Source organism: Cupriavidus sp. USMAA2-4, from assembly GCF_001854305.1.
Classification (GTDB): Bacteria; Pseudomonadota; Gammaproteobacteria; order Burkholderiales; family Burkholderiaceae; genus Cupriavidus; species Cupriavidus malaysiensis.
On record NZ_CP017749.1, the window covers coordinates 1,868,467 to 1,893,821 of the forward strand.

Annotated in this window: 22 protein-coding genes; 16 read left to right on the forward strand and 6 right to left on the reverse strand. The window is 70.2% G+C overall.

Annotated elements, in window-relative coordinates:
- Positions 1-3: 3 nt before the first annotated feature.
- From BKK79_RS28330 to BKK79_RS28340, 3 genes are all read right to left on the reverse strand, one after another.
- Positions 4-1,386, reverse strand: a complete 1,383-nt coding sequence (locus BKK79_RS28330) for an MmgE/PrpD family protein (protein WP_071039478.1) — start codon at positions 1,384-1,386, stop codon at positions 4-6.
- A 247-nt stretch (positions 1,387-1,633) separates the two neighbouring features.
- Positions 1,634-2,827 (reverse strand): CaiB/BaiF CoA transferase family protein, encoded by a 1,194-nt coding sequence (locus BKK79_RS28335; protein WP_071039479.1) that lies wholly within the window; start codon positions 2,825-2,827, stop codon positions 1,634-1,636.
- Between the two features lie 16 nt (positions 2,828-2,843).
- A complete protein-coding gene (locus BKK79_RS28340; RefSeq protein ID WP_071039480.1) occupies positions 2,844-4,013 on the reverse strand; it encodes an acyl-CoA dehydrogenase family protein in 1,170 nt (389 codons plus the stop codon).
- Positions 4,014-4,466: 453 nt separating this feature from the next.
- Here BKK79_RS28340 and BKK79_RS28345 point away from each other — a divergent pair, with 453 nt between their 5' ends.
- From BKK79_RS28345 to BKK79_RS28385, 9 genes are all read left to right on the forward strand, one after another.
- Positions 4,467-5,429: a tripartite tricarboxylate transporter substrate-binding protein gene (locus BKK79_RS28345; protein ID WP_071016747.1), complete on the forward strand. Its 963-nt coding sequence runs from the start codon at positions 4,467-4,469 to the stop codon at positions 5,427-5,429.
- Between the two features lie 359 nt (positions 5,430-5,788).
- The gene (locus BKK79_RS28350) at positions 5,789-6,826 is read left to right on the forward strand and encodes an aliphatic amidase (RefSeq protein ID WP_071039481.1); all 1,038 of its coding nucleotides are present in this window, start codon (positions 5,789-5,791) and stop codon (positions 6,824-6,826) included.
- Positions 6,827-6,898: 72 nt separating this feature from the next.
- The gene (locus tag BKK79_RS28355) at positions 6,899-7,387 is read left to right on the forward strand and encodes an AmiS/UreI family transporter (RefSeq protein ID WP_071039482.1); all 489 of its coding nucleotides are present in this window, start codon (positions 6,899-6,901) and stop codon (positions 7,385-7,387) included.
- Positions 7,387-8,244: a CbbQ/NirQ/NorQ/GpvN family protein gene (locus BKK79_RS28360; protein ID WP_442873259.1), complete on the forward strand. Its 858-nt coding sequence runs from the start codon at positions 7,387-7,389 to the stop codon at positions 8,242-8,244. Before BKK79_RS28355 ends, BKK79_RS28360 begins: the two co-directional genes overlap by 1 nt.
- A 137-nt stretch (positions 8,245-8,381) precedes the next feature.
- Positions 8,382-9,998, forward strand: coding sequence for a nitric oxide reductase activation protein NorD (locus BKK79_RS28365; RefSeq protein WP_071039483.1), 1,617 nt, complete (start codon positions 8,382-8,384; stop codon positions 9,996-9,998).
- Positions 9,999-10,120: 122 nt separating this feature from the next.
- Entirely contained in the window at positions 10,121-11,266 is a 1,146-nt protein-coding gene (locus tag BKK79_RS28370) for a transporter substrate-binding domain-containing protein (protein ID WP_071039484.1), read from the forward strand.
- A gap of 6 nt (positions 11,267-11,272) precedes the next feature.
- A complete protein-coding gene (locus BKK79_RS28375; RefSeq protein WP_232346339.1) occupies positions 11,273-11,893 on the forward strand; it encodes an ANTAR domain-containing response regulator in 621 nt (206 codons plus the stop codon).
- A 112-nt stretch (positions 11,894-12,005) separates the two neighbouring features.
- Entirely contained in the window at positions 12,006-13,439 is a 1,434-nt protein-coding gene (locus BKK79_RS28380) for a TldD/PmbA family protein (protein ID WP_071039485.1), read from the forward strand.
- On the forward strand, positions 13,436-14,809 hold the full coding sequence (locus tag BKK79_RS28385; protein WP_084085275.1) for a metallopeptidase TldD-related protein: 1,374 nt from the start codon (positions 13,436-13,438) through the stop codon (positions 14,807-14,809). The genes BKK79_RS28380 and BKK79_RS28385 overlap by 4 nt, the downstream gene beginning before the upstream one ends.
- Before the next feature lie 93 nt (positions 14,810-14,902).
- Here BKK79_RS28385 and BKK79_RS28390 read toward each other — a convergent pair whose 3' ends face one another.
- Positions 14,903-15,805, reverse strand: a complete 903-nt coding sequence (locus BKK79_RS28390; RefSeq protein WP_071016742.1) for a LysR family transcriptional regulator — start codon at positions 15,803-15,805, stop codon at positions 14,903-14,905.
- A gap of 155 nt (positions 15,806-15,960) precedes the next feature.
- Here BKK79_RS28390 and BKK79_RS28395 point away from each other — a divergent pair, with 155 nt between their 5' ends.
- The 6 genes from BKK79_RS28395 (at position 15,961) to BKK79_RS28420 (ending at position 21,585) form a co-directional block, all read left to right on the forward strand.
- Entirely contained in the window at positions 15,961-16,980 is a 1,020-nt protein-coding gene (locus BKK79_RS28395; RefSeq protein WP_083384250.1) for a tripartite tricarboxylate transporter substrate binding protein, read from the forward strand.
- Between the two features lie 25 nt (positions 16,981-17,005).
- A complete protein-coding gene (locus BKK79_RS28400) occupies positions 17,006-17,689 on the forward strand; it encodes a 3-oxoacid CoA-transferase subunit A (protein ID WP_071016740.1) in 684 nt (227 codons plus the stop codon).
- Positions 17,679-18,383, forward strand: coding sequence for a 3-oxoacid CoA-transferase subunit B (locus BKK79_RS28405; protein ID WP_071016739.1), 705 nt, complete (start codon positions 17,679-17,681; stop codon positions 18,381-18,383). Before BKK79_RS28400 ends, BKK79_RS28405 begins: the two co-directional genes overlap by 11 nt.
- Positions 18,384-18,519: 136 nt before the next feature.
- On the forward strand, positions 18,520-19,434 hold the full coding sequence (locus BKK79_RS28410) for an SDR family NAD(P)-dependent oxidoreductase (protein ID WP_071016737.1): 915 nt from the start codon (positions 18,520-18,522) through the stop codon (positions 19,432-19,434).
- Between the two features lies 1 nt (position 19,435).
- Positions 19,436-20,299, forward strand: a complete 864-nt coding sequence (locus BKK79_RS28415; RefSeq protein ID WP_071039486.1) for a MaoC/PaaZ C-terminal domain-containing protein — start codon at positions 19,436-19,438, stop codon at positions 20,297-20,299.
- Positions 20,296-21,585 (forward strand): CaiB/BaiF CoA transferase family protein, encoded by a 1,290-nt coding sequence (locus BKK79_RS28420; RefSeq protein ID WP_084085277.1) that lies wholly within the window; start codon positions 20,296-20,298, stop codon positions 21,583-21,585. The genes BKK79_RS28415 and BKK79_RS28420 overlap by 4 nt, the downstream gene beginning before the upstream one ends.
- 331 nt (positions 21,586-21,916) lie before the next feature.
- On the opposite strand, the gene BKK79_RS28425 is transcribed toward BKK79_RS28420, so the two are convergent.
- A complete protein-coding gene (locus BKK79_RS28425) occupies positions 21,917-23,818 on the reverse strand; it encodes a bifunctional sugar phosphate isomerase/epimerase/4-hydroxyphenylpyruvate dioxygenase family protein (protein ID WP_071039487.1) in 1,902 nt (633 codons plus the stop codon).
- Between the two features lie 191 nt (positions 23,819-24,009).
- On the opposite strand from BKK79_RS28425, the gene BKK79_RS28430 reads away from it, so the two are divergent.
- Complete coding sequence (locus BKK79_RS28430) at positions 24,010-24,777, forward strand: IclR family transcriptional regulator domain-containing protein (RefSeq protein ID WP_071016729.1); 768 nt, start codon at positions 24,010-24,012, stop codon at positions 24,775-24,777.
- Positions 24,778-24,854: 77 nt separating this feature from the next.
- Here BKK79_RS28430 and aroQ read toward each other — a convergent pair whose 3' ends face one another.
- Entirely contained in the window at positions 24,855-25,346 is a 492-nt protein-coding gene (aroQ, locus tag BKK79_RS28435; protein ID WP_071039488.1) for a type II 3-dehydroquinate dehydratase, read from the reverse strand.
- Positions 25,347-25,355 lie beyond the last annotated feature (9 nt).

Below are 25,355 nucleotides of genomic sequence, written 5' to 3' on the forward strand. Positions count from 1 at the left end.
GGATCAGCGGGCGGCGGGCAGCCAGTCCTTGACGTCGGGGGCGGCTTCCAGGGCCCACACGCGCGCGATGATGGCGCGCATCTCGGCCTCGGAAGCACCGTGGCGGAAGGCGCCGAGCTGGATCGCCTTGGCCTCCAGTTCGGGGCGCGACAGCGTGTTGTCAGGGTCGCCCTTGGGCACGTCGACGCGGCCTTCCAGCGTGCGCCCGCCGGTGGTGCGCACGGTCACGCGGCCGATCCACTGGCGCGGGTAGGCGTTGTTGATCTCGTCGTCGAGCGCCATCGCCACCTTGGCGCGGAAGGCCGCCACCTTGGCGTCCTGCAGCGCGTGGTCCTCGAATTCGCCGAGGCCGGCGTGCGCGTGCACGGCCACCAGGCCCAGCACCGTGCCCATCGAGAACTTGGCCTGGTGGATGGTGACCGGGTTGACCACCGGGCCGAGCACGTCGATGGCGCCCTGGTGCACGTGCGCGGTGACGCTGGCGATGTCCTCGGCGCGCAGCCCTTCGCGCACCATCACCGCCTTGAGCGCATCGGCCGCCGGGTGGGTGTGGCGGCAGGAGGCGAAGAACTTGAACGAGGTCTCGGCGGTGGCCCAGCGTGTGCCCAGGCCGTCAGTCAGGCGCGACGGGTCGGCATCGCTCGACATGCCCGCGGCCATGCCCTGCGCGCCTTCGAGGATCTGGCGCGCGCCGGTGAAGCCGGCACGGGCGAGCCAGGCCGACTGCAGGCCGTCGGCGGCCGCCTTGGCGGTGTGGAGCTGCTTGGAGTCGGCGGCGTCGCGCAGGAATTCCCACAGGCCGGCGGCCTGCGTGCCGGCCGAGCCCAGCGCCTGGTTGATGCCCTCGGCGTCCAGGCCGTAGAGCTTGGCCACCGCAGCGGCGGCGGCCAGCGTGCCGACCGTGCCGGTGGTGTGGAAGATGCGGTAGTGCGAGCGGCCGAGGAACTCGCCGATGCGGATGCCGGCCTCGTAGCCGGCGATCGAGGCCAGCAGCACCTCGGCGCCGCTCTTGCCCTCGGCCTGCGCCGCGGCCACCACGGCCGGGAACACCACGGCGGCGGGATGCAGCACCGAGCTGTTGTGCACGTCATCCTGCTCGACCACGTGCGAGGACGCGCCGTTGATCAGCGCGGCGAAGTAGGGCGAGGTGCGGCGGCGGTCGACGAAGACTTCGCTGTCGCCCTGCTGCGGACCCATGGCCGCGGCGAACTCCTGGATGCGGCGCACGGCCGGCGCATCCTTGCCGGCGATGGCCGAGGCGATCCAGTCGAGGAAGAGGTCCTTGGTGCGCTCCACCACCGGGGTGGGCACGTCGGCCAGCGTGAAGCGCGCGAGGAACTCGCACAGCTGGCGGGTCGGGTAGGAATGGTCTGCGGGTTGGCTCATGCCGGCTCCGGAGGAGGGTTGTCTGTTCGGGTGCTGCACTGTGTCCTGCGATCTGTCTGCGGCCCGGCTTCCGGGGACAAGCGGAAGGGGGCATATGCTGGTGGGGAAGAGAGGGCCGGCCTTCGCCGGTACGACGGTGTTCACTCCGCGCTGGCGCCCGTCCTCACCCGCACCCCACTCCCACCAGTGTGAGTGGGGCGAAAAACTGGCGGTCGACGCTGCGTTCCCGCGCACGCCCGCCTGCCCGTCACACCACCTTGCGCTGCATCATGTCGTCGATCTGCGCCACGCCATAGCCCAGCTCCGCCAGCACGGCGCGCGTGTGCGCGCCCAGCGCCGGCACGTCGCCCATCACCGGGTCCACGCCCGACAGGTTGGCGGGCGGCAGCAGGGCGCCGATCGGGCCGCCGGGGCAGCCGACTTCGCGCCAGCGCTTGCGCGCGGCCAGCTGCGGGTGGTTCCAGACCGCTTCGATGTCGTTCATCGGTGCGTTGGCGATCTGCGCGGCATCCAGCAGCGCTTCCACCTCGCCGACGCTCAGCTCGGCGAAGCGCGCCTCGATCAGCGCGGTGAGCGCGTCGCGGTGCTTGACGCGCCCCGAGTTGCTGGCGAAGCGCTCGTCCTGCAGCAGTTCAGGCTGGCCCAGCACCTTGTCGCAGAAGGCCTGCCATTCGCGCTCGTTCTGCAGGCCGAAGATGACGCTGCCGCCGCCTCCGGTGCGGTGCACGCCGTAGGGCGCGATGGCCGGATGGGAGGCGCCGAAGCGGGCCGGCGGCGTGCCGCCGTAGTGGCCGAAGTAGAGCGCGTAGTTCATCCACTCGGCCAGCGCTTCGAGCATGGTGACCTCGACGCGCAGGCCTGCGCCGGTGCGGCCGCGCTGCAGCAGCGCGGACAGGATGCCGCTGTAGGCATACATGCCGGCGGCGATGTCGGCGATCGAGATGCCGGCGCGCGAGGGTTCGTCCGCGCTGCCGGTGATGCCGATCAGGCCGGCCGCGGCCTGGATCAGCAGGTCGTAGGCCTTCTTGTCGCGGTAGGGACCGGAGTCGCCGTAGCCGGAGATGTCGCACACGATCAGCTTGCGGTAGCGGCCGTGCAGGGTGTCGAAGTCCAGGCCCATGCGCGCGGCGGCGCCGGGGGCGAGGTTCTGCACCAGCACGTCGGCCTCGGCCAGCAGCTTGTGCAGCACGGCCTGCGCTTCCTCCTGCTTCAGGTCCAGCGTCAGGCTCTGCTTGCCGCGGTTGAGCCAGACGAAGTGCGAGGCCTGGCCGTGCACGGTTTCATCGTAGCCGCGCGCGAAGTCGCCCGCGCCGGGCCGTTCGATCTTGATCACGCTGGCGCCGAGGTCGGCCAGCTGGCGGGTGGCGAAGGGCGCGGCCACGGCGTGCTCCAGCGAAACCACGCGGATGCCGTCGAGGGGGCGGATGCCGGGAATTGTCATGTCAGGGTAGGGGGGCTTAGAACGAACGCGGCAGTTCGAGCACGTGCTCGGCCACGTAGGACAGGATCATGTTGGTGGAGATCGGCGCCACCTGGTACAGGCGCGTCTCGCGGAACTTGCGCTCGATGTCGTACTCGGCGGCGAAACCGAAGCCGCCGTGCGTCTGCAGGCAGGCGTTGGCCGCTTCCCAGGAAGCGTCGGCGGCCAGCAGCTTGGCGATATTGGCTTCCTTGCCGCAGGGCTGGCCGGCATCGAACAGCTCGGCGGCCTTGTAGCGCATCAGGCTGGCGGCCTCGACGTTGCAATAGGCGCGCGCGATGGGGAACTGGATGCCCTGGTTCTGGCCGATCGGGCGCTCGAACACCACGCGCTCGCGCGCGTAGCCGCTGGCGCGCTCGGTGAACCAGTAGCCGTCGCCGATGCACTCGGCCGCGATCAGGATGCGTTCGGCGTTGAGGCCGTCGAGGATGTACCTGAGTCCCTGGCCTTCCTCGCCGACCAGGTTCTCGGCGGGCACCTCCAGGTTGTCGAAGAACAGCTCGTTGGTCTCGTGGTTGACCATGTTGCGGATGGGGCGGACGGTCAGGCCGCGGCCGAACGCCTCGCGCAGGTCGACCACGAACACCGACAGGCCCTCGGACTTGCGCTTGACCTGGTCCAGCGGCGTGGTGCGCGCCAGCAACAGCAGCAGGTCGGAGTGCTGCACGCGCGAGATCCACACCTTCTGCCCGTTGACCACGTACTTGTCGCCGCGCCGCACCGCGGTGGTCTTGAGCTTGGTGGTGTCGGTGCCGGTGGTCGGCTCGGTCACCGCCATCGACTGCATGCGCAGCTCGCCCGAGGCGATCGCCGGCAGCCAGCGGCGCTTCTGTGCTTCCGAGCCGTGCCGCAGCAGGCAGCCCATCACGTACATCTGGCCGTGGCAGGCGCCGGAATTGCCGCCGGAGCGGTTGATCTCCTCCATGATCACCGAGGCGGCGCTCAGCGGCAGGCCGGAGCCGCCGTAGGCCTCGGGGATCAGCGCCGACAGCCAGCCGGCTTGCGTCAGCGCCTGCACGAAGGCCTCGGGGAAGGCGTTCTGCTCTTCCACGCGCTGCCAGTAGGCGGAGTCGAAGCCGGCGCACAGGCCGCGCACGGCTTCGCGGATATCGGGATAGCTCTGGTCTTGTACCGCTGCGGCAGCCATGGGCGGATGCATTCGATGCTGGAGAGGGAATGCGGCCATTATTCCCGAGGGGTTCCGGCGCCGAAATTCGGATTTGCGAAAGAGCGGCTTAGGGGAGCCGGAATTCTGCTGCCGTTCCCGGGGCGGTAACCAGGGCAACCAGGGCAACCAGGGCGGCCTAGGGTTGACCCCGCTTCATGCGCGCCTTGTCCTGCCTTCGGCAAATGCGAATGGCGCGCGCGCGTGATTCGTCCGACCCTTGGCTTCGCACCTGCCGGCGGCATGGCGCCCGCCGGAAACCAGATCCGTAACGAAGCAGCGAAGCCACGAAGAACAGGACCGAGGAGACCAGGCATGAAGCACTTCCTAGCGAGGCATCCGGCAGCATCCGCGCAGCGTCGACACACCCAGCCGACCGCCGGCGCGGCGGCGGGCGGCGGCCGGGCGGGCTGGACGGGCTGGGCTGACTGGCTGATGGGCGCGGCACTGGCCGCGCTGCTGGCGCTGCCCCTGCCTGGCGCGGCGGCCGATGCCTACCCCAGCCGTCCCATCGCCATGGTGGTGCCGTTCGCCGCGGGCGGGCCGACCGACGTGGTGGCGCGTACCCTGGCCGCCTCGATGTCGAAGACCCTGGGCCAGAGCGTGGTGGTGGAGAACCGGCTCGGCGCGGGCGGCACCGTGTCGGCGGCCTATGTGGCCAAGGCGGCGCCGGACGGCTACACCATCCTGATCCACCACAACGGCATGGCCACGGCACCGGCGCTGTACCCCAGGCTGCCCTACCATCCGCTGACCGACTTCAGCTTCGTCGGCCAGGTCGCCGACGTGCCGATGACCCTGCTGGGCCGCCATGACCTGCCGGCCGCCAACCTGGCCGAGCTGGTCCGCTACATCCGCCAGAACCCGGGCAAGGTCAACCTCGCCAACGCCGGCCTGGGCGCGGTCTCGCAGTTGTGCGGCATGCTGTTCCAGAAGGCCATCGGGGTCGAACTGACGGCCATCCCCTATCAAGGCACGGCGCCCGCGCTGACGGCCTTGCTCGGCAGCCAGGTCGACATCCTGTGCGACCAGACCACGCAGACGCTGCCCCATATCAAGGCCAGCCGCGTCAGGCTCTACGGCGTCACCACGACCGCGCGCATCCAGGCCCTGCCGGACGCGCCGACCCTGGCCGAAGGCGGCCTCAAGGGATTCGAGGTCAAGGTGTGGCACGGCATCTACGCGCCCAAGGGCACGCCGCCCGCGGTGATCGCCCGGCTCAACGGCGCGCTGCGCGCCGCGCTCAAGGACCCGGCGGTGGCCGCGCGGCTGGCCGACCTGGGCGCGCAGATCGTGCCGGAGGACAAGCAGACGCCGGAGGGCCTGCGTACCTGGCTGCAGTCCGAGATCGAGAAATGGTCGCCGATCATCAAGGCGGCAGGCGTGAAGGCGGACTGATCCGGCGAGGGAAATCCGTGCCGCATGCCGGTTCGCCGCCTCGGGTTTTCCCTGCCTTGTTCGGCAAAAAGCGCTGCCCTAGACTTCAGCCCAGTTGTCCGCGCGTCAGAGCCGACAGGCGCGGATAGCCCGAGATGTTGCGGGGCGCCGATGGCGTCCCGGATGTACCGCAGGCCCGTATCGGCGCGTTTCATCGCGCTTGCCCTGCATCCATTCATGCCGTGATCCGACAGAGCTGTCGGAGAGACGGCGCGGCGGAGAAGCCCTTACCTCATTGCGAGGTAGGGGCTTTTTTTTTGTTCTTGCGATCGCGATAGCCGCCCATCGGGAGCTTCGCTCGCCTGTTCAGGAGACACACTATGCGTCATGGCGATATTTCCAGCAGCAACGACAGCGTCGGCGTTGCCGTCGTGCAGTACAAGATGCCGCGCCTGCATACACGGGAGGAGGTACTGGCCAATGCCCGCGAGATCGCGGCGCGCGTCGAAGGCATCAAGCGCGGCCTGCCGGGCATGGACCTGATCGTCTTTCCCGAGTATTCGACGCACGGGATCATGTACGACGCGCAGGAGATGTACGACACCGCCTCCGCCATCCCGGGCGCGGAAACCGAGATCTTTGCCGCGGCCTGTCGCAAGGCCAACGTCTGGGGCGTGTTTTCGCTGACCGGCGAGCGTCATGAGGAGCATCCGCACAAGGCGCCGTACAACACGCTGGTGCTGATCGACAACCGTGGCGAGATCGTGCAGAAGTACCGCAAGATCATGCCCTGGGTGCCGGTGGAAGGCTGGTATCCGGGCGACTGCACCTATGTGGTCGACGGGCCAAAGGGCTTGAAGATCAGCCTGATCATCTGCGACGACGGAAATTACCCCGAGATCTGGCGCGACTGTGCGATGCGGGGCGCGGAACTGATCGTGCGCTGCCAGGGCTATATGTATCCCGCCAAGGACCAGCAGGTCCTCGTATCCAAGGCCATGGCCTTCATGAACAACTGCTATGTGGCGGTTGCCAATGCCTCGGGCTTCGACGGTGTCTATTCCTACTTCGGCCACTCCGCCATCGTCGGCTTCGACGGCCGTACCCTGGGCGAATGCGGGGAGGAGGAGAACGGCGTGCAGTATGCGGAACTGTCTGTCAGCTTGATTCGCGACGCGCGCCGCAACATGCAGTCGCAGAATCACCTGTACAAGCTGCTGCACCGCGGCTACACCGGCAAGATCGGCTCGGGCGAGTCGTACCAGGGCGTGCCGAACTGTCCGTTCGAGTTCTATTCGAAATGGGTCAACGATCCGGAAGGCACGCGCACCATGGTCGAGTCGATCACGCGCACGATGCCCGGCACAGCGGAATGCCCCATCGAAGGCATCCCATCTGCGCAGCCCGCGCACCGCTGAGCGCGCCGCCGCCGTGCCGCCCTCCGTCGCCGCCGGCGGCGGAGGATTCTTCACCCTCGGGGATCATCCATCATGCTTGGTGTTGCCTTGTTCTTCATCGGCGCCGTCCTCATCGTCAACGGCGTCGGGCTGACCGGCCGGATCGAAGGCAGGGACTCTGCCATCTTCAACCTGCTGGTCGGCCTGCTGGCCCTGCTGCTCAACGTGGTCGGCCTGCTTCAGGCGACTGCGTCGTCCGGCTATCTCGGTGCCGCCGGCGGCCTGCTGTTCGCCTTCACCTACCTCTACCTCGCAGGCGTGCAGTGGGGCAACCTCAAGGGCACCGGCCTGGGCTGGTACTGCCTGTTCGTCGCTCTCAGCGCGCTGGTCTACGCGGCGCTGGCCTTCGGCGAAGACCTGCGCGTCAGCGGCATGTGGCTGGTGTGGGCCAGCTTGTGGTTCCTGTTCTTCCTCGCCCTGGGCCTGCAGCGCGTCTGGCGCCTGCTGCCCGCCTATACGGTTGCCGTCGGTGTCGGCACCTGCTGGGTGCCGGGCATGCTGATGCTGACGGGGAGGTGGTGATGCGCGGCACCATGCTATCGACGGCCGCCGCCTCCGGCCATCCGGAGCGGCAGGATATGCTGGCCGGCCACCGCATTCCGGCACAACCCTATTTCCGGCCCGCCGGCGACGAGGTGGAACTGTTCATGGCCGCCTACCGGTTGCGTCTGCCGGTGCTGCTCAAGGGGCCGACTGGCTGCGGCAAGACACGCTTCGTCGAACACATGGCGTGGCGCCTGGGCCTGCCGCTGGTACAGGTGGCCTGCAACGAAGACACCTCGGCATCGGACCTGCTCGGCCGCTACCTGCTCGACCGCGACGGTACCTACTGGGTCGATGGTCCCCTGACGCAGGCTGCGCGGCACGGCGCGATCTGCTATCTGGACGAGTTCGTCGAGGCACGGCAGGATGCCACGGTGGTGATCCATCCGCTGACCGACGCGCGCCGCACGCTGCCGCTGGACCGCAAGGGCGAGGTGGTGCAGGCGCACCCGGACTTCCATCTCGTCATCTCATACAACCCGGGCTACCAGAGCGAGTTGAAGCGCCTCAAGCCGTCGACGCGGCAGCGCTTCGTCGCGCTGGACTTCGATTACCCGCCGGCGGGCCACGAGGCGGCGGTGGTGGCCGCGGAGGGCGGGGTCGACCTTGCGCTGGCGGCACGTCTGGTCGACCTGGCGCACCGTTCGCGCCAGCTCAAGGGCAGCGGGCTGGACGAAGGCCTGTCGACGCGCATGCTGATCCACGCCGCGCGCCTGGTGCGCGACGGACTCCCGCCGCTGTCGGCATGCCGGCTGGCCTTGAGCGCACCGGCCTGCGACGATGCAGAAGTCGGCGCCGCCTTGCAGGGCTTTGCCGAAGCGCATTTCGGCACATGATCTCCTTTATGCCTGCCCTTTCCGCAATGCCGGACACCAGGCGCATGCCTCCCGGGCCGCGCACGCGCGGATTACCGTCCGCGACCGGGCTGCCGCCGACACATCCCCGCAGCAGCCTGCACATATTCCTGCATGGCATGCTGGCGCGGCGCGTGGAGATCGTGGGCGATGCCACCGGGGACGAGGCGGCACCGCGGCCCACGATCGAAGACAGCCGGCTGACGCTACCGGCCGATTTCTGGCCGGGGCCGGCGCGGGACACGCTGTGCCGCGCCGCGGCGGCGCACGCGCTGGCCCATTGGCGCCATTCGCCCCGCGCCCAGGCGACCGGCGGATTGACAGCGATCGGGCGCCGGGTCGCCGACGCGATCGAGGATGCGCGGGCAGAGGCGCTGCTGCTGCGCGACTATCCCGGCCTGCGCGCATTGTGGGCTCCCTGCCACGATGCCACCGAGTCGCTTGGCCTGAGCCTGGACGCGCTGCTGGCGCGCCTCGGGCGGACCTTGTTCGACGCGGATTATCGCGACGGCAATGCCTGGATCGGGAAGGCCCGAGCGCTGTTCGACGCGCAGTGCGCCCGCCTGGACGACTATCGCTTCTTTCGCAGCCTGGCCTCCGTGCTGGCCAATGACCTGGGCCAGATGCGTGTGCGCTTCGAACCGGACAGCGGGCGCTATCTGCGCTACCGCGACGACGGCGCGTGGCTGTGGGCGCCCGATACCGAAACGATCGCCGGTGCCCTGCTCGAATCGCTTGAGGACAGCCAAGGCGAGGCCGGCGGCACGGCTTCCGGGGCGGCCAGCGAGATGCCGACGGAGCGCGGCGATGCGCAGGTGGCCGCGGCCCGGCATACCTATGCGGAATGGGATTACCGCCTGGCGCGCGAACATCCAAGCTGGACCACGGTGCTGGAGCGCCCGCCCAGGCTCGGTCCGCTCGACGCCGCCTTGGACGCGGGCGTCGCGGCCGATCGCCTGGCCGGGCCGCGACGCCCGCGCGCCCGCCGCACGGCCCAGCCGGCAATGATCCGCCGCCGCCACCTGCAAGACGAAGGCGATGCGCTCGATATCGACGCCGCCGTCGCGCTGCGGGCGGCGTTGCGGCGCGGCCTGCTGCCGGACACGCGCGTGTTCACTGCGGTCCGCCCCGGGCCGCGGGAAAGCGCGGTGCTGATCCTGCTCGACCTGTCTGCGTCAACCGACCTGCGGGTCGCCGCGCTGGAGAAGCGTGCCGCCTGCCAACTGGCCGAGACGCTGGACGGCAGCCGCCACCGGCTCGCGATCCATGGCTTCTGTTCGGACGGCCGCCACCAGGTCTTCTATCACCGTTTCAAGGATTTCGACGCACCGCTCGACGACGCCTGCCGCGATCGCCTGCTGCGCGCGCGCAGCGGCCTCTCGACGCGGATCGGGGCGGCGCTGCGGCACGCCACCGCGCAGGTGCTGCGGGAACTGCCGCGCCGCGCCAGGATCCTGCTGATCGGCGACGGTGAGCCCGCCGACATCGACGTGTTCGATCCGCGCTACCTGCCGGCCGACGCCGCACACGCCGTCCATGCCGCCCGGCGGCGCGGTGTCGACATCCTCGCCTTGTCCTTCGCCAACGGCACGGTGGCGACCGGCGCGCAAGCGCGGCCGGCCGCCGGCACTGCCGCAGGCGGGGGCGCCGGTGATACCATGGCCGGCCGGCAGGTCTACGACGCGGCCACGTTCGCGGCGGCCATGGCGCGCGCGCATGCGTTCATTGCGCATTGAGGCCGTCCATGCCCCATGCCCGCTCGCACGCCCGCGCACGATCGGGCCGGACATGCGCGCACATGCACGGGCCGGCGCGCCGCACGTCATCCGGTAGGGCCCGCAGCAGAGGACTTGAACAAGTGGAACCCGTCAAGGTAGGAGTGCTCTTCTCGCAGAGCGGATGCACATCGCACATCGGCCTGAACCAGTTGCGCGGCACCCTGCAAGCCATCGAGGAAATCAACGAAGCCGGCGGCGCCGGCGGGCGCGAGATCGTGCCTGTGGCGCGCGACGCCCGCTCCGATCCCGCCGCCTACGCCTTCCTGGCCGAACAGCTGATCGCGGACGAGGGCGTCAACGTGCTGTTCGGCGCCTATATGTCGAGCAGCCGCAAGGCGCTGATTCCCGTCATCGAGAAGTGGGACAAGCTGCTGTTCTACCCGACGCTGTACGAAGGCTTCGAGTTTTCCCCGAATATCGTCTACACGGGCGCGGCACCCAACCAGAACAGCGTGCAGCTGGCGGAGTTCATGACCACGCATTTCGGCGCGCGCGTCTACCTGGTCGGCTCGGACTATATCTACCCATACGAGTCGAACCGCATCATGGTGGACCTGATCTCGCAGCAGCCGGGCGGCGCCAAGCTCGGCGAACAGTACGTGCCGCTGGATGCGGGCGAGCGCGATTTCCTCCCCATCGTGCAGGACATCCGCGCCAGACAGCCGGACTTCGTCTTCAGCACGCTGGTCGGCGACAGCGCCGCGGCCTTCTACCGCGCCTATGCGGAGGCCGGCATCGATCCGCGCAAGTCGCCGATTGCCAGCCTGACCACCTCTGAGGTCGAACTGGAGCAGATGGGCCATGCTGTCGCGGCCGGCCATTTCACCTCGTCGCCCTATTTCCAGAGCGTGGACAGCGAGGTCAACCGGCGCTGCATCCGGCGCCTGAAAGCGCGCTTCGGCGACGACGCAGTGGCGTCGATGCTGTGGGAGGCGGCGTATTTCCAGGTGCATCTGTTTGCCAACGCGCTCGCCGCCGCGGGCAGCGAGCGGCGCGGGGATCTGCTGCCGCACCTGCTGGGCGCCGAGTTCGACGCGCCCCAGGGACGCGTCAAGATCGATCCGCAGACCCAGCACACCTGCCTGTATCCGCGCATCGGCCGCGCTGCCAGCAACGGCGGCTTCGTCATCGTGCGCGAAGCCACCCGGCGCGTGCATCCCGATCCCTATCTGGTCACGCACTCGCTCGGCGATCGCACCCAGGTCCTCAGCGACGTGACGTGGTGACGCCCGATGATGCCAGGGCGCTCGACCATCCGCACCACACCGAAGCTCCTCGCGGACCTGCGCACGTTGCGCGTGATGGTCTACCATCCCGACGACGACGACGGCAGGCGTGTCCTGGAGCAGCTCGGCCGCATCGGCTGCCATGCCATGCGGCAGTGGCCGCCGGCGCCGGCGTTGCCCGAAGCGATCGACCTGGTCTTCCTCGCCGTGCATCCGGAGATCCTCGGCCGCGCGCTTGGCTGGCTGGAGCACCCGGGACGGCCTCCGCTGATCGCCATCGTCACCTACGAAAGCCCGACCATTCTCGATTTCCTGCTGCGCGTGGATGCCGAGGGCGCCGTCTCGACGCCGGTGCGCTCCTTCGGTCTGCTGGCGGCGATGGCGATGGGCTGCCACCAGCATGCCGGCAAGCGTGACAGCCGCAGGCGCGTCGCGCAGCTGGAAAAGCGCCTGTTGTCGATGCGCACCCTGAATGAGGCCAAGGCGCTGCTGATGGAAGCGCAAGGCATCTCGGAAGACGAGGCCTATCAGCACATCCGCCGGCTGTCGATGGAACAGCGCCGCTCGCTGCAGGACACGGCCGAGCGGATCCTGCAGGCGCATGCCCTGCTCAAGCCGAAGGTCTGAGCCGGCGCCAGGCAGTGGGCAGGGCAATCCTGGCGGCGGCAGCGCCGGCGGCCATTGCTGATACCATCGGCCTGATTGCCCGCCGGGCAGCGGCCTTCCACCGGAGCCAACCTTGTTCGAACCGATCCGGCAGCGCTTCGCCAAGCTCACGACCCAAGCCGACTTCCACGCGCTGCGCGCCGTGCGCGAACGCGGTGAATACTGCGCCATGCGGCGCGGCGTGGCGGAGCCGCCGCGCCTGAACGACGACGCCGGTGCCATGCTGAGCGTGCGCGTGGGCGGTGCCGAGGCCTATGCCGCCACCGCGGACCTGAGCCAGTCCGGCCTGCAGGCCGCGCTGGAGCGGGCCGAGGCGCTGGCGCGGCGCCTGGCCGCCCACATGCTGGTCGACGCACGCGGCCTGCCGCCGCCGCAGGGGCGCTCGCACTATGCGTCGCCCGGCGCGGGCAGCTCGTTTCCCTCGCTGGCGGAGCGCTTCGCCCTGCTGGCCGACGAATCGGCGCGCCTGCCGGCCGATGCGCGGCTGGTGAACTGGCAGCTCTACCTCGATCACCGCAGTGTCGAGCAGCTCTACCTGAACAGCGCCGGCGCCGAGCAGTGGCAGTCGCTGCGTTTCGTCTATCCCGGCATCAGCGTGACCGCCTTCGACGGCAGCGACAGCCAGACGCGCACCTTCGGCGGCTTCGGCAGCGGCCGCCAGGGCGGCGTGGAGGTGCTCGACGCGCTGGGCTTCGCCGGCGCCGCGCCGCGCGTGGCCGACGAGGCGTTGCAGTTGCTGGCGGCGCCCAACGCGCCCGCCGGACGGCGCGACCTGCTGCTGATGCCCGAGCAGATGATGCTGCAGATCCACGAGTCCATCGGCCATCCGCTGGAACTGGACCGCATCCTGGGCGACGAGCGCAACTATGCCGGCACCAGCTTCGTGCGGCAGGAGGATTTCGGCCACTACCAGTACGGCTCGGCATTGCTCAACGTGACCTTCGATCCCGGCATCGCCGAGGAGCTGGCCAGCTACGGCCACGATGACGATGGCTCGCCGGCGGACAAGGCCTACCTGATCCGTGCCGGCCGCCTGCTGCGGCCGCTGGGCGGCGCGCTGTCGCAGCACCGCACCGGCATGCCCGGCGTGGCCAACAGCCGCGCCAGCGGCTGGAACCGCGCACCCATCGACCGCATGGCCAACCTCAACCTGGAGCCCGGCGACCGCAGCCTGGCGCAGCTGGTGGGCGGCATCGAGCGCGGCATCCTGATGACCACCAACCGCTCGTGGTCGATCGACGACGCGCGCAACAAGTTCCAGTTCGGCTGCGAATGGGGGCGGCTGATCGAGAACGGCGAACTCAAGGGCGTGGTCAAGAACCCCAACTACCGCGGCATCTCGGCCAGCTTCTGGCGCAGCCTGGCGGCGGTGGGCGATACCAGTACCTTCGAGGTCCACGGCACGCCCTTCTGCGGCAAGGGCGAGCCCAACCAGATCGTGCGGGTCGGCCATGCCTCGCCGGCCTGCGTGTTCAGCGACGTGGAAGTGTTCGGAGGGGCGGCATGAGCGACCTGAGCAGGATCCCGGCCCGGACGGTCGATGGAGCGGATGGGGCCGAAGCCGCCTTCGCGCGGCTGGCCGACGATGCCCGCGCCGCGCTGCGGCCCGGCGAGGACTTCACGCTGTGGTACAGCGCCGAGGTCTCCGAGTTCGTGCGCTTCAACCGCGCGCGCGTGCGCCAGGCCGGGCAGGTCAGCCAGGCGGTGGCGCGGCTGCAGCTGATCCGCGACGAGCGCCACGCGGAGATCGTGCTGACGCTGGGCGGCGGGCCCGAGGTTGACCGCCTGCGCCTGCAGGAGGGCCTGGCGCGGCTGCGCGAGGCCATCGGGCAGCTCCATCCCGATCCCTACCTGATGATCCCGCGCGAAGCCTGGCAGCGGCGCCGCGTCGAGGCCGACGGCGCCGCGCCGGACAGCACGGCGGCGCTGGCGCAGATCGCCGGACTGGCGGCCGGCCTCGACCTGGTGGGCATCTACGCGGCGGGGCCGCTGCTGCGCGGCTATGCCAACAGCTTCGGCGCCTACGGCTGGCACGCGGTGCCAGCCTGCCATTTCGACTGGAGCCTGTTCCACGCCAACGGGCAGGCGGTCAAGGCCGACTATGCCGCCGCGCGCTGGGACACCCAGGCCTTCGCCGCGCGCTTCGCGCAGGCGCGCGCGCAGCTCGATCACCTCGGCAAGCCGGCGCGCACGCTGGCGCCCGGTGCCTACCGCGCCTACCTGGCGCCGGCGGCGCTGGACGAAGTGGCCGGCATGCTGGGCTGGGGCGCCTTTTCGGCGCGCGGGCTGGCCGACAAGGAAAGCCCGTTGCAGCGTCTCTACGACGGCGGCGCGCGCCTGAGCCCGCTCGTGCAGCTGGACGAGACGGCCAGCGGCGCGCTGGCGCCGGCCTTCGGCCCGCAGGGCCTGCCGCGCGCCGACGTGGCGCTGGTGCGCGACGGCGCGGCGGCGGGCCGGCTGGTCTATCCGCGCAGCGCGCGCGAGTACGGCCTGCAGGCCAACTGCGCCGACGCCGGCGAGTCGCCGCAGTCGCTGGCCATGGCCGGCGGCACGCTGGCGCAGGCGGACGTGCTGTCCGCGCTGGGCACCGGGCTCTACATCGGCAACCTGTGGTACCTGAACTGGTCGGATGCGCCGGCGGCGCGCCTGACCGGCATGACGCGCTTCGCCACCTTCTGGGTGGAAGACGGGCGCATCCAGGGCCCGGTCGGCACCATGCGCTTCGACGACAGCCTCTACGATTTCCTCGGCACGCACCTGGAAGCGCTGACGCGCGAGCAGGACCTGCGGGTGTCGAGCAGCACCTATGGCGAGCGGCAGACGCAGTCCGCGCTGCTGCCAGGGGCGCTGACCAGCCGGCTGGTGCTGACGCTGTAGCAAGAAGGGGAGACCCCGACCGTCACCGGGGCCGGGCCGGTGCGGACCGCCCCGGCCCGGCTCATCGGCTCAACGGCGCATCCGCCCGGCAGATCAGACCGGCTCGCGTGCCGCGTCCTTCAGGTATTCGATCAGCGTTTCCGCGAACTGCGGCAGCTCGCGTCCCGGGCGCCGCACCAGGCGCAGCTCGCGCCGGGCCCATTCGTCCTCGAGCGGGATGAAGCGCAGCACCTTGCGGCTGGCGTAGCGGCGCGCGCAGCTGTTGGGCACGATGGCGATGCCGGCGCCGGCCTCGACCATGCGGCACACGGCGTCGAAGCTGCCCACCTGGATGCGCAGGCTGATGCGCTTGCCCATGCCGGCCGCGATGCGGTCGAGGAAGGACTGGATGGCGCTGAACTGGTTCAGGCCGACGAAGCGGCAGGTATCGAGCAGGTCGGCGAAATGCAGGCGCTTGAACTGCGGCAGCGGGTGGTTGACCGGGGCGATGACGATCAGCTCGTCGCTGCACAGCTGCATCGCGTCGAGGTCGTCGGTGGCCACTTCGCCGGCCACGATGCCGAGGTCGGCGGCGCCCGCGCCGATGGCCGAGACGATCTCGGCCGACAGGTGTTCTTCCAGCTCCACGTCCACGTCCGGGTTCTCGGACAGGAAGCGCGACAGCGCCGTGGCCAGGAAGGAGTTGGTGGCCGTGGTATTGGCCAGCAGGCGCACCCGGCCCTTGACGCCCTTGGCATAGGGGCTCAGGTCCGAATGCAGGCATTCGAGCTCGCGGAATACTTCGCGCGCATGGCGCAGCAGCGCCTCGCCCGCGGGGGTCAGGCGCACGCCCTTGACCTGGCGGATCAGCAACTGGGTCTGGAAGGCCTCTTCGAGCTGCTTGATGCGCGTGCTGGCGGCGGGCAGCGACAGGAAGCTGCGTTCCGCGGCGCGGGTCAGGTTCTCGGTTTCACCGACATTGAGGAACAGGCGCAGGTCGGTCAGATCGTAATGCATGCGTTTCGTCGGGCCAAAGGCCGCTTTTGTGAATGGTGAATTCCCATGTCTCCGCCGCCAATTTATCGTATCTGGCGGTTCAATAGAACAATGCAAAGACAATGCGGCGTCGCCGGGGCAGCAAGGCGGGCGATAGCCGGACAAGGAGACACGGCATGACAAGTGGCACGGGCGGCGCGCGGCGCCGGGGGCGCCTGCGGCTGGCCAGGGCCCTGGGCCTGGCGGCCGGGGTGGCGGCAACGGCGTTCTGCATGGCGGGCGCGGGTGTGGCCCGGGCCGCCTATCCCGACCGGCCGATCCGCCTGATCGTGCCGGCCGCGGCCGGCGGCACCACCGACATCGCCGCGCGCCTGGTCGGCAAGCGCATGGCTGACCTGCTCGGCCAGCCGGTGGTGGTGGACAACCGCGCCGGCGGCGCCGGCATCATCGGCTCGCAGGCGCTCAAGCAGGCGCCGGCCGACGGTTACACGCTGATGATGGGCAATATCGGTCCCAATGCCATCAACTACGCGCTGTACCGCCAGTTGCCGTACAAGCCGGAGGACTTCGTGCCGATCACCCTGGTGGTGTCGGTGCCCAACGTGCTGGTGGTCAATCCCAAGGTGCCGGCGCACAACGTGGCCGAACTGGTGGCGCTGGCCAAGGCCAGCCCGGGCCGGCTCTCCTTCGGTTCCTCCGGCACCGGCCAGTCGGTGCACCTGTCGGGCGAGCTGTTCAAGAAGCGCGCCGGCATCGACATCATCCACGTGCCCTACAAGGGCGCCGCCCCGGCCGTGGCCGACCTGGTGGCGGGGCAGGTGACCATGATGGTCGACAACCTGCCCAGTTCGCTGCCGCAGATCCAGGCCGGCAAGCTGCGCGCGCTGGCCGTGACCAGCGCCGCGCGCCTGCCCGAGCTGGCCGAGGTGCCGACCATGAAGGAAGCCGGCTTCGACGACTTCCAGGTCACCGCCTGGTTCGGCCTGGTGGCGCGAGCCGGCACGCCCCCGGCGGTGATCGCGCAGCTGTACAAGGCCGCCGCCGCGGCGCTGGCCGACCCCGAGGTGAAGGCGCGCCTGGCCGACCTGGGCGGCCAGGCCGGCGGCGACACGCCCGAACACTTCGGCCGCTTCATCGACCAGGAGCGGCAGCGCTGGGCGCGCGTGGTCAAGGACACCGGCATTCCGCTGCAGTGACGGGCGGCCAGCGCATGGAGACGGCATGATCGACAAGACAGTGGATTCCCTGGACACCGCGGTGGCCGGGATCTCCGACGGCGCCACGGTGCTGGTCAGCGGCTTCGGCGGCTCGGGTATTCCCGGCGCGCTGCTCGACGCGCTGCTGGCCCAGGGCGCGCGTGAACTCACCATCGTCAACAACAACGCCGGCAACGGCGACACCGGCATCGCCGCGCTGATCCGTGCCGGCCGTGTGCGCAAGGTGATCTGCTCGCACCCGCGCTCGAACAATGCCGAGGCCTTCATCGAGGCCTACCGCGCCGGCAAGGTGGCGCTGGAGTGCGTGCCGCAGGGCACGCTGGTGGAGCGCATGCGCGCCGCCGGCGCCGGCCTGGGCCCCTTCTTCACGCCCACGGCCTACGGCACGGCGCTGGCCGAAGGCAAGGAAAGCCGCGTCATCGACGGCGTCGGCTACGTGCTGGAGCAGCCGCTGGGCGCTGACTTCGCCCTGGTCAAGGCGCACCGCGCCGACCGCTGGGGCAACCTGACCTACCGCTACGCGGGCCGCAATTTCGGCCCGGTGATGTGCACCGCCGCGCGCCATACCATCGTGCAGGTCGACGAGATCGTGCCGCTCGGCGAGATGCCGCCGCAGCAGGTGATGACGCCGGGCATCTTCGTGCAGGCCGTGGTGCTGGCCGCCTCGGGAGCTTGCCATGCCGCATGACGCCAAGCCGGACCTGTCCCGCCTGCCGCGCCTGAGCCGCGCCGCCATGGCACGCCTCGTCGCCCACGATATTCCCGACGGCAGCGTCGTCAACCTCGGCATCGGCATGCCCACGCTGGTGTCGGACCAGCTTCCCGCCGACCGCGAGATCGTGCTGCACAGCGAGAACGGCATCCTCGGCATGGGCGCGGTGATCCGCGCGGGCGCGACCGACCCGGACCTGATCAATGCCAGCAAGGAGCCGATCGGCCTGCTGCCAGGCGCCTCGATCTCGGACCACGCGCTCTCCTTCACCATGATGCGTGGCGGCCACATCGACATCACGGTGCTGGGCGGCTTCCAGGTGTCCGCCAGCGGCGACCTGGCCAACTGGTCGACCGGCGAGCCCGATGCGATTCCCGCCGTGGGCGGTGCCATGGACCTGGTGGTGGGCGCCGCGCGCCTGTTCGTCATGATGGAACACGTGACGCGCGACGGGCAGCCCAAGCTGGTCGAGCGCTGCAGCTACCCGCTGACCGGCCTCGGCGTGGTCGACCGCATCTATACCGACCTGGCCGTGATCGACGTCCGGCCCGGCGGCGGGCTGCTGGTGACCGGCCTCGCCGAAGGCGTGCCGTTCGCCGCGGTGCAGGCGCTGAGCGCCGCGCCGCTGGCGCTGGCCGACGATTGCCGCGTGCTGCGGGCGCTTGCCTGAGCGGCCCGCGGCATCCAGTGGAAAGACGATGCCCGCGTGGAGCCGGCATCGGCAAGACAAGCAGGTCAGCGCGCGGCGGCAGCGCCGCGCAACCGGACCCGAACCCGAACCCGTGTATTCGACAGGAGTGGAAGCAATGAGTGGACTGATGGCAGGCAAGGTGGCGCTGGTGACCGGCGCGGGCGGTGGCATCGGGCGCGGCATCGCGCTGGAACTGGCGGCGGCCGGCGCCAAGGTGGTGGTCAACGACCTGGGCGTGTCGCTGACCGGCGAGGGCGGCGACAAGGGCCCCGCCGAACGCGTGGTCGAGGAGATCCGCGCCGCTGGCGGCGAGGCCGTGGCCAATACCGACAGCGTGTCGAGCTGGAACGGCGCCAACGCCATCGTGCAGTGCGCGCTCGACAACTTCGGCCGCATCGATGCCGTGGTCAACAACGCCGGCAACCTGCGCGACCGCATGTTCTTCAAGATGAACGAGGAAGAGTGGCGCGCCGTGATCGACGTGCACCTGAACGGCACCTTCTTCGTCAGCCGTGCCGCCGCCAACTACTTCAAGGACCAGGAGAGCGGCGCCTACGTGCACATGACCTCGACCTCGGGCCTGATCGGCAACCTGGGCCAGGCCAACTACTCGGCGGCCAAGCTGGGCATCGCCGCGCTGTCGAAGTCGATCGCGCTGGACATGGCGCGCTTCAACGTGCGTTCGAACTGCATCGCGCCGTTCGCCTGGAGCCGCATGACCAGCTCGATCCCGTCGGAGACGCCGGAAGAGAAGGCGCGCGTGGCCAAGCTGCAGAAGATGGAAGCCGGCAAGGTGGCGCCGATGGCGGTGTTCCTGGCCAGCGACGCCGCGCGCGAGGTCAATGCGCAGATCTTCGCCGTGCGCGCCAACGAGATCATGCTGATGAGCCAGCCGCGCCCGGTGCGCTCGGTGCACCTGTCGGAAGGCTGGACCCCGGAGTCGATCGCCGAGATCGCGCTGCCGGCGATGCGCAACAGCTTCTTCAAGCTGGAGCGCTCGCCCGACGTGATCAACTGGGACCCGATCTGAGATGGCGCTCGACTACGCCCGCATCAAGCACTGGGCCTTCCCTGAGATCCGCCAGAGCTACGCCGCGAAGGACTCCATCTTCTACGCGCTGGGCCTGGGGCTGGGGGAGGACCCGGTCGACGCGCGCCAGCTCCGCTATGTGTACGAGGACGGCCTCAAGGCCTTCCCCACGCAGGCCGTGGTGCTGGCCTATCCCGGCTTCTGGATGCAGAACCCCGAGACCGGCATCGACTGGGTCAAGGTGGTGCACGGCGAGCAGCGCCTGCGCCTGCACCGGCCGCTGCCGGCGGCCGGCACCGTGCGTGCGCGCGCCCATGTCTCGCACGTGATCGACAAGGGCGCCGGCAAGGGCGCGCTGGTGATCACCGAGCGCACGCTGGTCGATGACGCCACCGGCGAGGCCCTGGCCACGCTGGCGCAGACCACGTTCTGCCGCGCCGACGGCGGCTTCGGCCAGGGCGATACCCCGCCCGAGCCGCTGCCGGCCGTGCCGGAGCGCGCGCCGGACGCCGTGCGCGAGATCGCCATCCTGCCGCAGGCGGCGCTGCTGTATCGCCTGAACGCCGATCCCAACCCGCTCCATGCCGACCCGGCGGTGGCGCGCGCGGCCGGCTTCGAGCGCCCCATCCTGCATGGGCTGTGCACCTATGGCGTGGCCGCGCGGGCGCTGCTCGACGCCTTTGCCGACGGCGACGGCGATCGCCTGGCCGAGCTGAACGTGCGCTTCTCGCGTCCGGTCTTCCCCGGCGAAACGCTGCAGGTGCGCATGTGGCGCGAGGCCGATGGCCGTGTGCGGTTCGACGCCCGCATCCCCGCGCGCGACGTGACTGTGCTCAGCCATGGCGTGGCGGAGTTGCGTCCATGAGCGCGGCCGACGGCAAGACTGCAGCGGCTGCGCCGTCCGCTGCCCCGTCCGCCGCTCCATCGACGGCGCGCGCGCTCGACGGCGTGCGCGTGCTCGACCTGTCGCGCATCCTGGCCGGCCCGTGGTGCGCGCAGAACCTGGCCGACCTCGGCGCCGAGGTGATCAAGGTGGAGCGCCCGCGCGTGGGCGACGACACCCGCTCCTGGGGCCCGCCCTGGCTGCCGGACGGCGAAGGCAATCCCTCCGGGGACGCCACCTACTACGCCGGCGCCAACCGCGGCAAGCGCTCGCTCACGCTGGACATCGCCAGCGCCGAGGGCCAGGCCATCGTGCGCGAACTCGCGGCGCGCTCGCACATCGTGCTGGAGAACTACAAGGTCGGCGACCTGAAGCGCTACGGGCTGGACTTCGACAGCCTCAAGGCCATCAATCCCGCCCTGGTCTACTGCTCGATCACCGGCTACGGGCAGCAGGGCCCGAGCGCGCACAAGCCCGGCTACGACTTCATCTTCCAGGGCCTGGGCGGGCTGATGAGCATCACCGGCGAGCGCGACGACCTGCCCGGCGGCGGCCCGCAGAAGGTCGGCGTGGCCGTGGTCGACATCTTCACCGGCATGTATGCCACGGTGGCGGTGCTGGGCGCGCTGCGGCATGCCGAGCGCACCGGCGAAGGCCAGCATCTCGACATCGCCCTGCTCGACGCGGCGGTCGCGGTGGGCGCCACGCCCATCATCGGCCAGCGCATCACCGGCAAGGTGCCCGGGCGCTTCGGCAATGCCCACGCCAATATGGTGCCCTACCACGTGTTCGCCACCGCCGACGGCTACATGATCGTGGCCGCCGGCAACGACGGGCAATGGCAGGCCTACTGCCGCGGCGTCGACCGGCCCGACCTGGCCGCCGACGAGCGCTTCCGCAGCGGCCCCGGCCGCCTGGTCAACCGCGACGCGCTGGTCCCCCTGCTGGAGGCCCATATGCGTACCCGGCCCACCGCCTTCTGGGTGGAGGCGCTGGAGCGCGAGGGCATCCCGTGCGGGCCGATCAACGACTACGCGCAGGTGCTCGAAGACCCGCAGGTACGCCACCGCGAACTGCAGGTCGACCTGACGCGCAGCGACGGCGGCCTGTGCCCGACGGTCAAGAGCCCGCTGCGGCTGTCGGCCACGCCGGTGCGCTACGACGCGCCGCCGCCGCGCCTGGGCGAGCACACCGAGACGGTGCTGTCCGGCGTGCTGGGCAAGAGCCCGGAAGAGATCGCCGCGCTGCGCGAGCGTGGTGTGATCTGAGGGGCAGCGACGCTGCAGCGCATGGAGCGATGGGGCTCCATGCCAGTCTGCGTCGCTGCATGCTGTGCGGAAGTGCAGCGGCCCTGAAACGGAATCTTCCTATCCCCGTCGTCCCCTCTCTCCCTAGCATCGTGCTTTGCGCGTGCTCGTCCGTCCGTGCGCCGGGTGAGTTTCACCTGGGTGTGCCGACCCCGATCGGTGCGGCGGTACGGATGCAGCCCTGTGCAAGGCGGTCGAGGAAATGGAAAGAGGGCTGGTGGATGCCTTTCTCGGCAGCATTCTGTGCCACCCGTCGGCGCTCGCGCTGCCGTCCGCACCACCATTCTCCCGCTCAGGCCGGCTCCAGCTGCGTCAGCGCGGCCATGCGCACCGCGGCATTGGCCGCCCCGTAGCCGCGGTAGCCGTCGCGCTGCACGATCTCGAAGAAGAGGCGCTGCTGGAAGGGCGCCGTATAGGCGTGCAGGAAGTCGCCGTGCGCGTCGCGGTCGTAGAGCATGCCCAGGCGCTGCAGCCGTGCCAGCAGCGTGTCGTCGAGCGCGAGCCTGGCGGCCACGTCGTCGTAGTAGTTGGCGGGCACCGGCAGCATGCCGGCGCGCCGGCGGTCGATGGCCTGCACCGTGCCCTCGATCCCCGTGGAGCGGAAGGCGATGTGATGGACGCCCGCGCCGGCGTGGGCCTGCACGCAGCGCCCGGTGGTGGTCAGGCCGCTGTCGGACACATTGAGGGGGATACGCACCCGCCCGTCCGCGCTGACCATGGCGCGGCTGCGCACGAGACCGTAGGGGTCGGCGATTTCGTGCAGCGCCTCGGCCTGCATGCCGAACACCGTGCGGTAGAACAGCACGAAGCTGTCGAAGCGATGGGCCGGCAGCGCCTGCGCCAGGTGGTCGACGCCGGCCAGGCCGGCATGTCCGCTGTCCGCGTTGGCAGTGTCCGCCACAGGGGCGGCGCCCGTACGGGTCCAGTCCGCCAGCGCGAAATCGCTTTCGTAGATGCTGCGCTCGGCGCCATGGTCGTCGATCAGGTGGAACAGCATGCCGTCGGGCGCGCGCAGCGCCGGGATGGTGCGCTCGCCGGGCCCGGTGGGCTCGCGCCACTCCGGGCAGCGCAGCGCGCGGGCGCGCGCCATGGCGCGGCCGGCGTCGTCGACCTTGAGGCCGATCGCGCATACCGAGGGGCCGTGCTGGGCGAAATGCCCGGCGGCGGCGGTATCTGGCTCGGCGTTCAGGATCAGGTTGACGTCGCCTTGCCGGTACAGCTCGACCGCCTTGCTGCGATGCCGGCCCGCATGGGCGAAGCCCAGCGCCTGCAGCCGTTGCGCCAGCGCCTGGCCGGCCGCGGCATCGACGGCGAATTCGAGGAAGTCGACGCCGGCCAGCGCAGGCGGCGCGGGCAGCGCGGCGCCGCCCGCCTCGGATTCCAGCCAGATCAGCGAGCGCAGCCCGTCCTCGGCGGTCAGCCGTGCCGGGGCGGCGCGGAAGCCGTCGTTGAAGACCTCCAGCGAGAGCGGCCCGGCATAGCCGGCGCGCAGCACGGCGTTGGTGAAAGCGGTCACCGGCAGTTCGCCCTGGCCGGGAAAGTTGCGGTAGTGGCGGCTCCACGACAGCACGTCCATCGACAGGCGCGGCGCATCGGCGAGCTGGACGAAGAAGAGCTTGTCGGCCGGTACCGCGTCGAGACCGTCGAGGGTGTCGCCGAGCGCGAGCGTATGGAAGCTGTCCAGCACCAGCCCCAGCGCCGGATGATCGGCCTGCCGCACGATCTGCCAGGCCTCGCGCCAGCGGCGCGTGTGACGGCCCCAGGCGAGTGCCTCGAAGCCCACGCGCAGGCCGCGCCGGGCGGCGGCCTCGGCCATCCGGCGCAGGTCGTCGGCAGCGCGCGCAGGATCGTCACTGGCGGCCTCCTGCACATTGCTGCACACCAGCACCATGCCGGCGCCGAGCTGCTCCATGACGTCGAACTTGCGCTCGGCGCGCGCCAGGTTGCGCGCGAACTGCTCGCGCGGCATGGCCTCGAAGTCGCGCAGCGGCTGGTAGAGGAAGACCTGCAGGCCCAACCCGGCCGCGATCCCGCGCACTTCGGCCGGCGAGCCGCCGAAGTGCAGCAGGTCGTTCTCGAAGATCTCCACGCCATCGAAGCCGGCGGCCGCGGCGGCCTCCAGCTTTTCCGGCAGCGTGCCGGAGAGGGAGACGGTGGCGATGGATTTGGGCAGGGGGCGGGATGCGGTGGTCATGGCGGTCAGCTGGGGAAACAGGGGTGGCAGGTTCAGCAGGGGCGGCAGGGGCAGCGAAGGGGGTCAACAAAGGCTGGGTCACGCGCCGAAGATTAGGAAACATCCCTGCGGCCAACAATCACCATTCGCGCCTTGGCGTGCGACAATCGCTCGTCAATGAGCGGCATTCGCTCTTTACCAGGGTTAACCACATGGACAAGGAACCGTTGAACCGGCGCGACTGGATCGCCGGGCTGGAGAAGGGGCTTGCCATCCTCGAAGCCTTCGACAACGACCATCCGCGCCTCACGCCCACGCAGGCGGCGCAGCTCACCGGCCTCACGCGCACGGCCGCGCGGCGCTACCTGCTGACGCTGGAGCACCTGGGCTACACCACCAGCGACGGCACGCTGTTCAGCCTGACGCCGCGCGTGCTCAAGGTGGGCTGGTCCTATTTCGATTCGGCGCGCCTGCCACGCACGGTGCAGCCTTTCCTGCAGCAGATCACCGCGCAGCTCGGCGAGGCCGCCTACCTGAGCGTGCTCGATGGCTGGGAGCTGGTCTTCATCGCCCGCACCAGCGCCAGCCGCGTGATGAGCACCGGCTTCGTGCTGGGCGCGCGGGTGCCGGCGCCGCTCGGCTCGGCCGGCGTGATGATGCTGGCCTCGCGGCCGGAGGAAGCGGTGCGCGAGTGGCTGGAGAGCTGCGTGCTCGCCCCCTACACGCCTTACACCATCATGCAGAGCGACCGTCTGCTGGAGGAGATCCGCAAGGCTGGCCAGCGGGGCTATGCCATGCTGGAGCAGCAGTTGCAGACCGGCGTGCGCGGCATCGCGGTGCCGCTGCGGGATCGCCACGGCAAGGTGATCGCCGCGCTGTCGGTCAATATGCCGATCGGGGACGAGACTGCCGAGCAGGCGCTGGAGCGCGTGCTGCAGGTGATGCAGGACACGGCGCTGCTGATCATGCGGGTACTCTAGCCGGGGCCACCGGTCCGCCGCGCCGGGCCCCCTCCGGGGGCGCGGCGGCATCCGTCTATTTCCCGTCTATTTTCCGTCTATTTTCCGTTGATTCCCGGCGACTTCCCCTCTTGCGCGGCCACGCCCGCGAGCTGCGCCAGCGCGGCGATCGCCAGGCCGTAGCCCTGGACTCCCAGCCCCACCATCACGGCCCGCGCCACCGGGGAGACCCAGGAGTGGTGGCGGAAGGCCTCGCGGGCATGCACATTGCTGATGTGGTACTCGATCACCGGCAGTGCGGTGCCGCGGATGGCATCGTGCAGGGCGATCGACGTATGCGTGAACGCGCCGGCATTGAGCACGACCCCGATCCCTTCGCCTTGCGCGTACAAGCGGCCCGCTTCGTGGATCCAGTCGATCAGCACGCCTTCGTGGTTGCTCTGCCGGCACGCTGCGCGCAGGCCGAAGCGTTGCGCGGCATCCTGGCAGATGCGCTCGACATCGGCCAGCGACTCGCTGCCATATACCGCCGGCTCGCGCGAGCCGAGCAGGTTGAGGTTGGGACCGTTCAGCACCAGCACCGATGGCATGGCATCTCC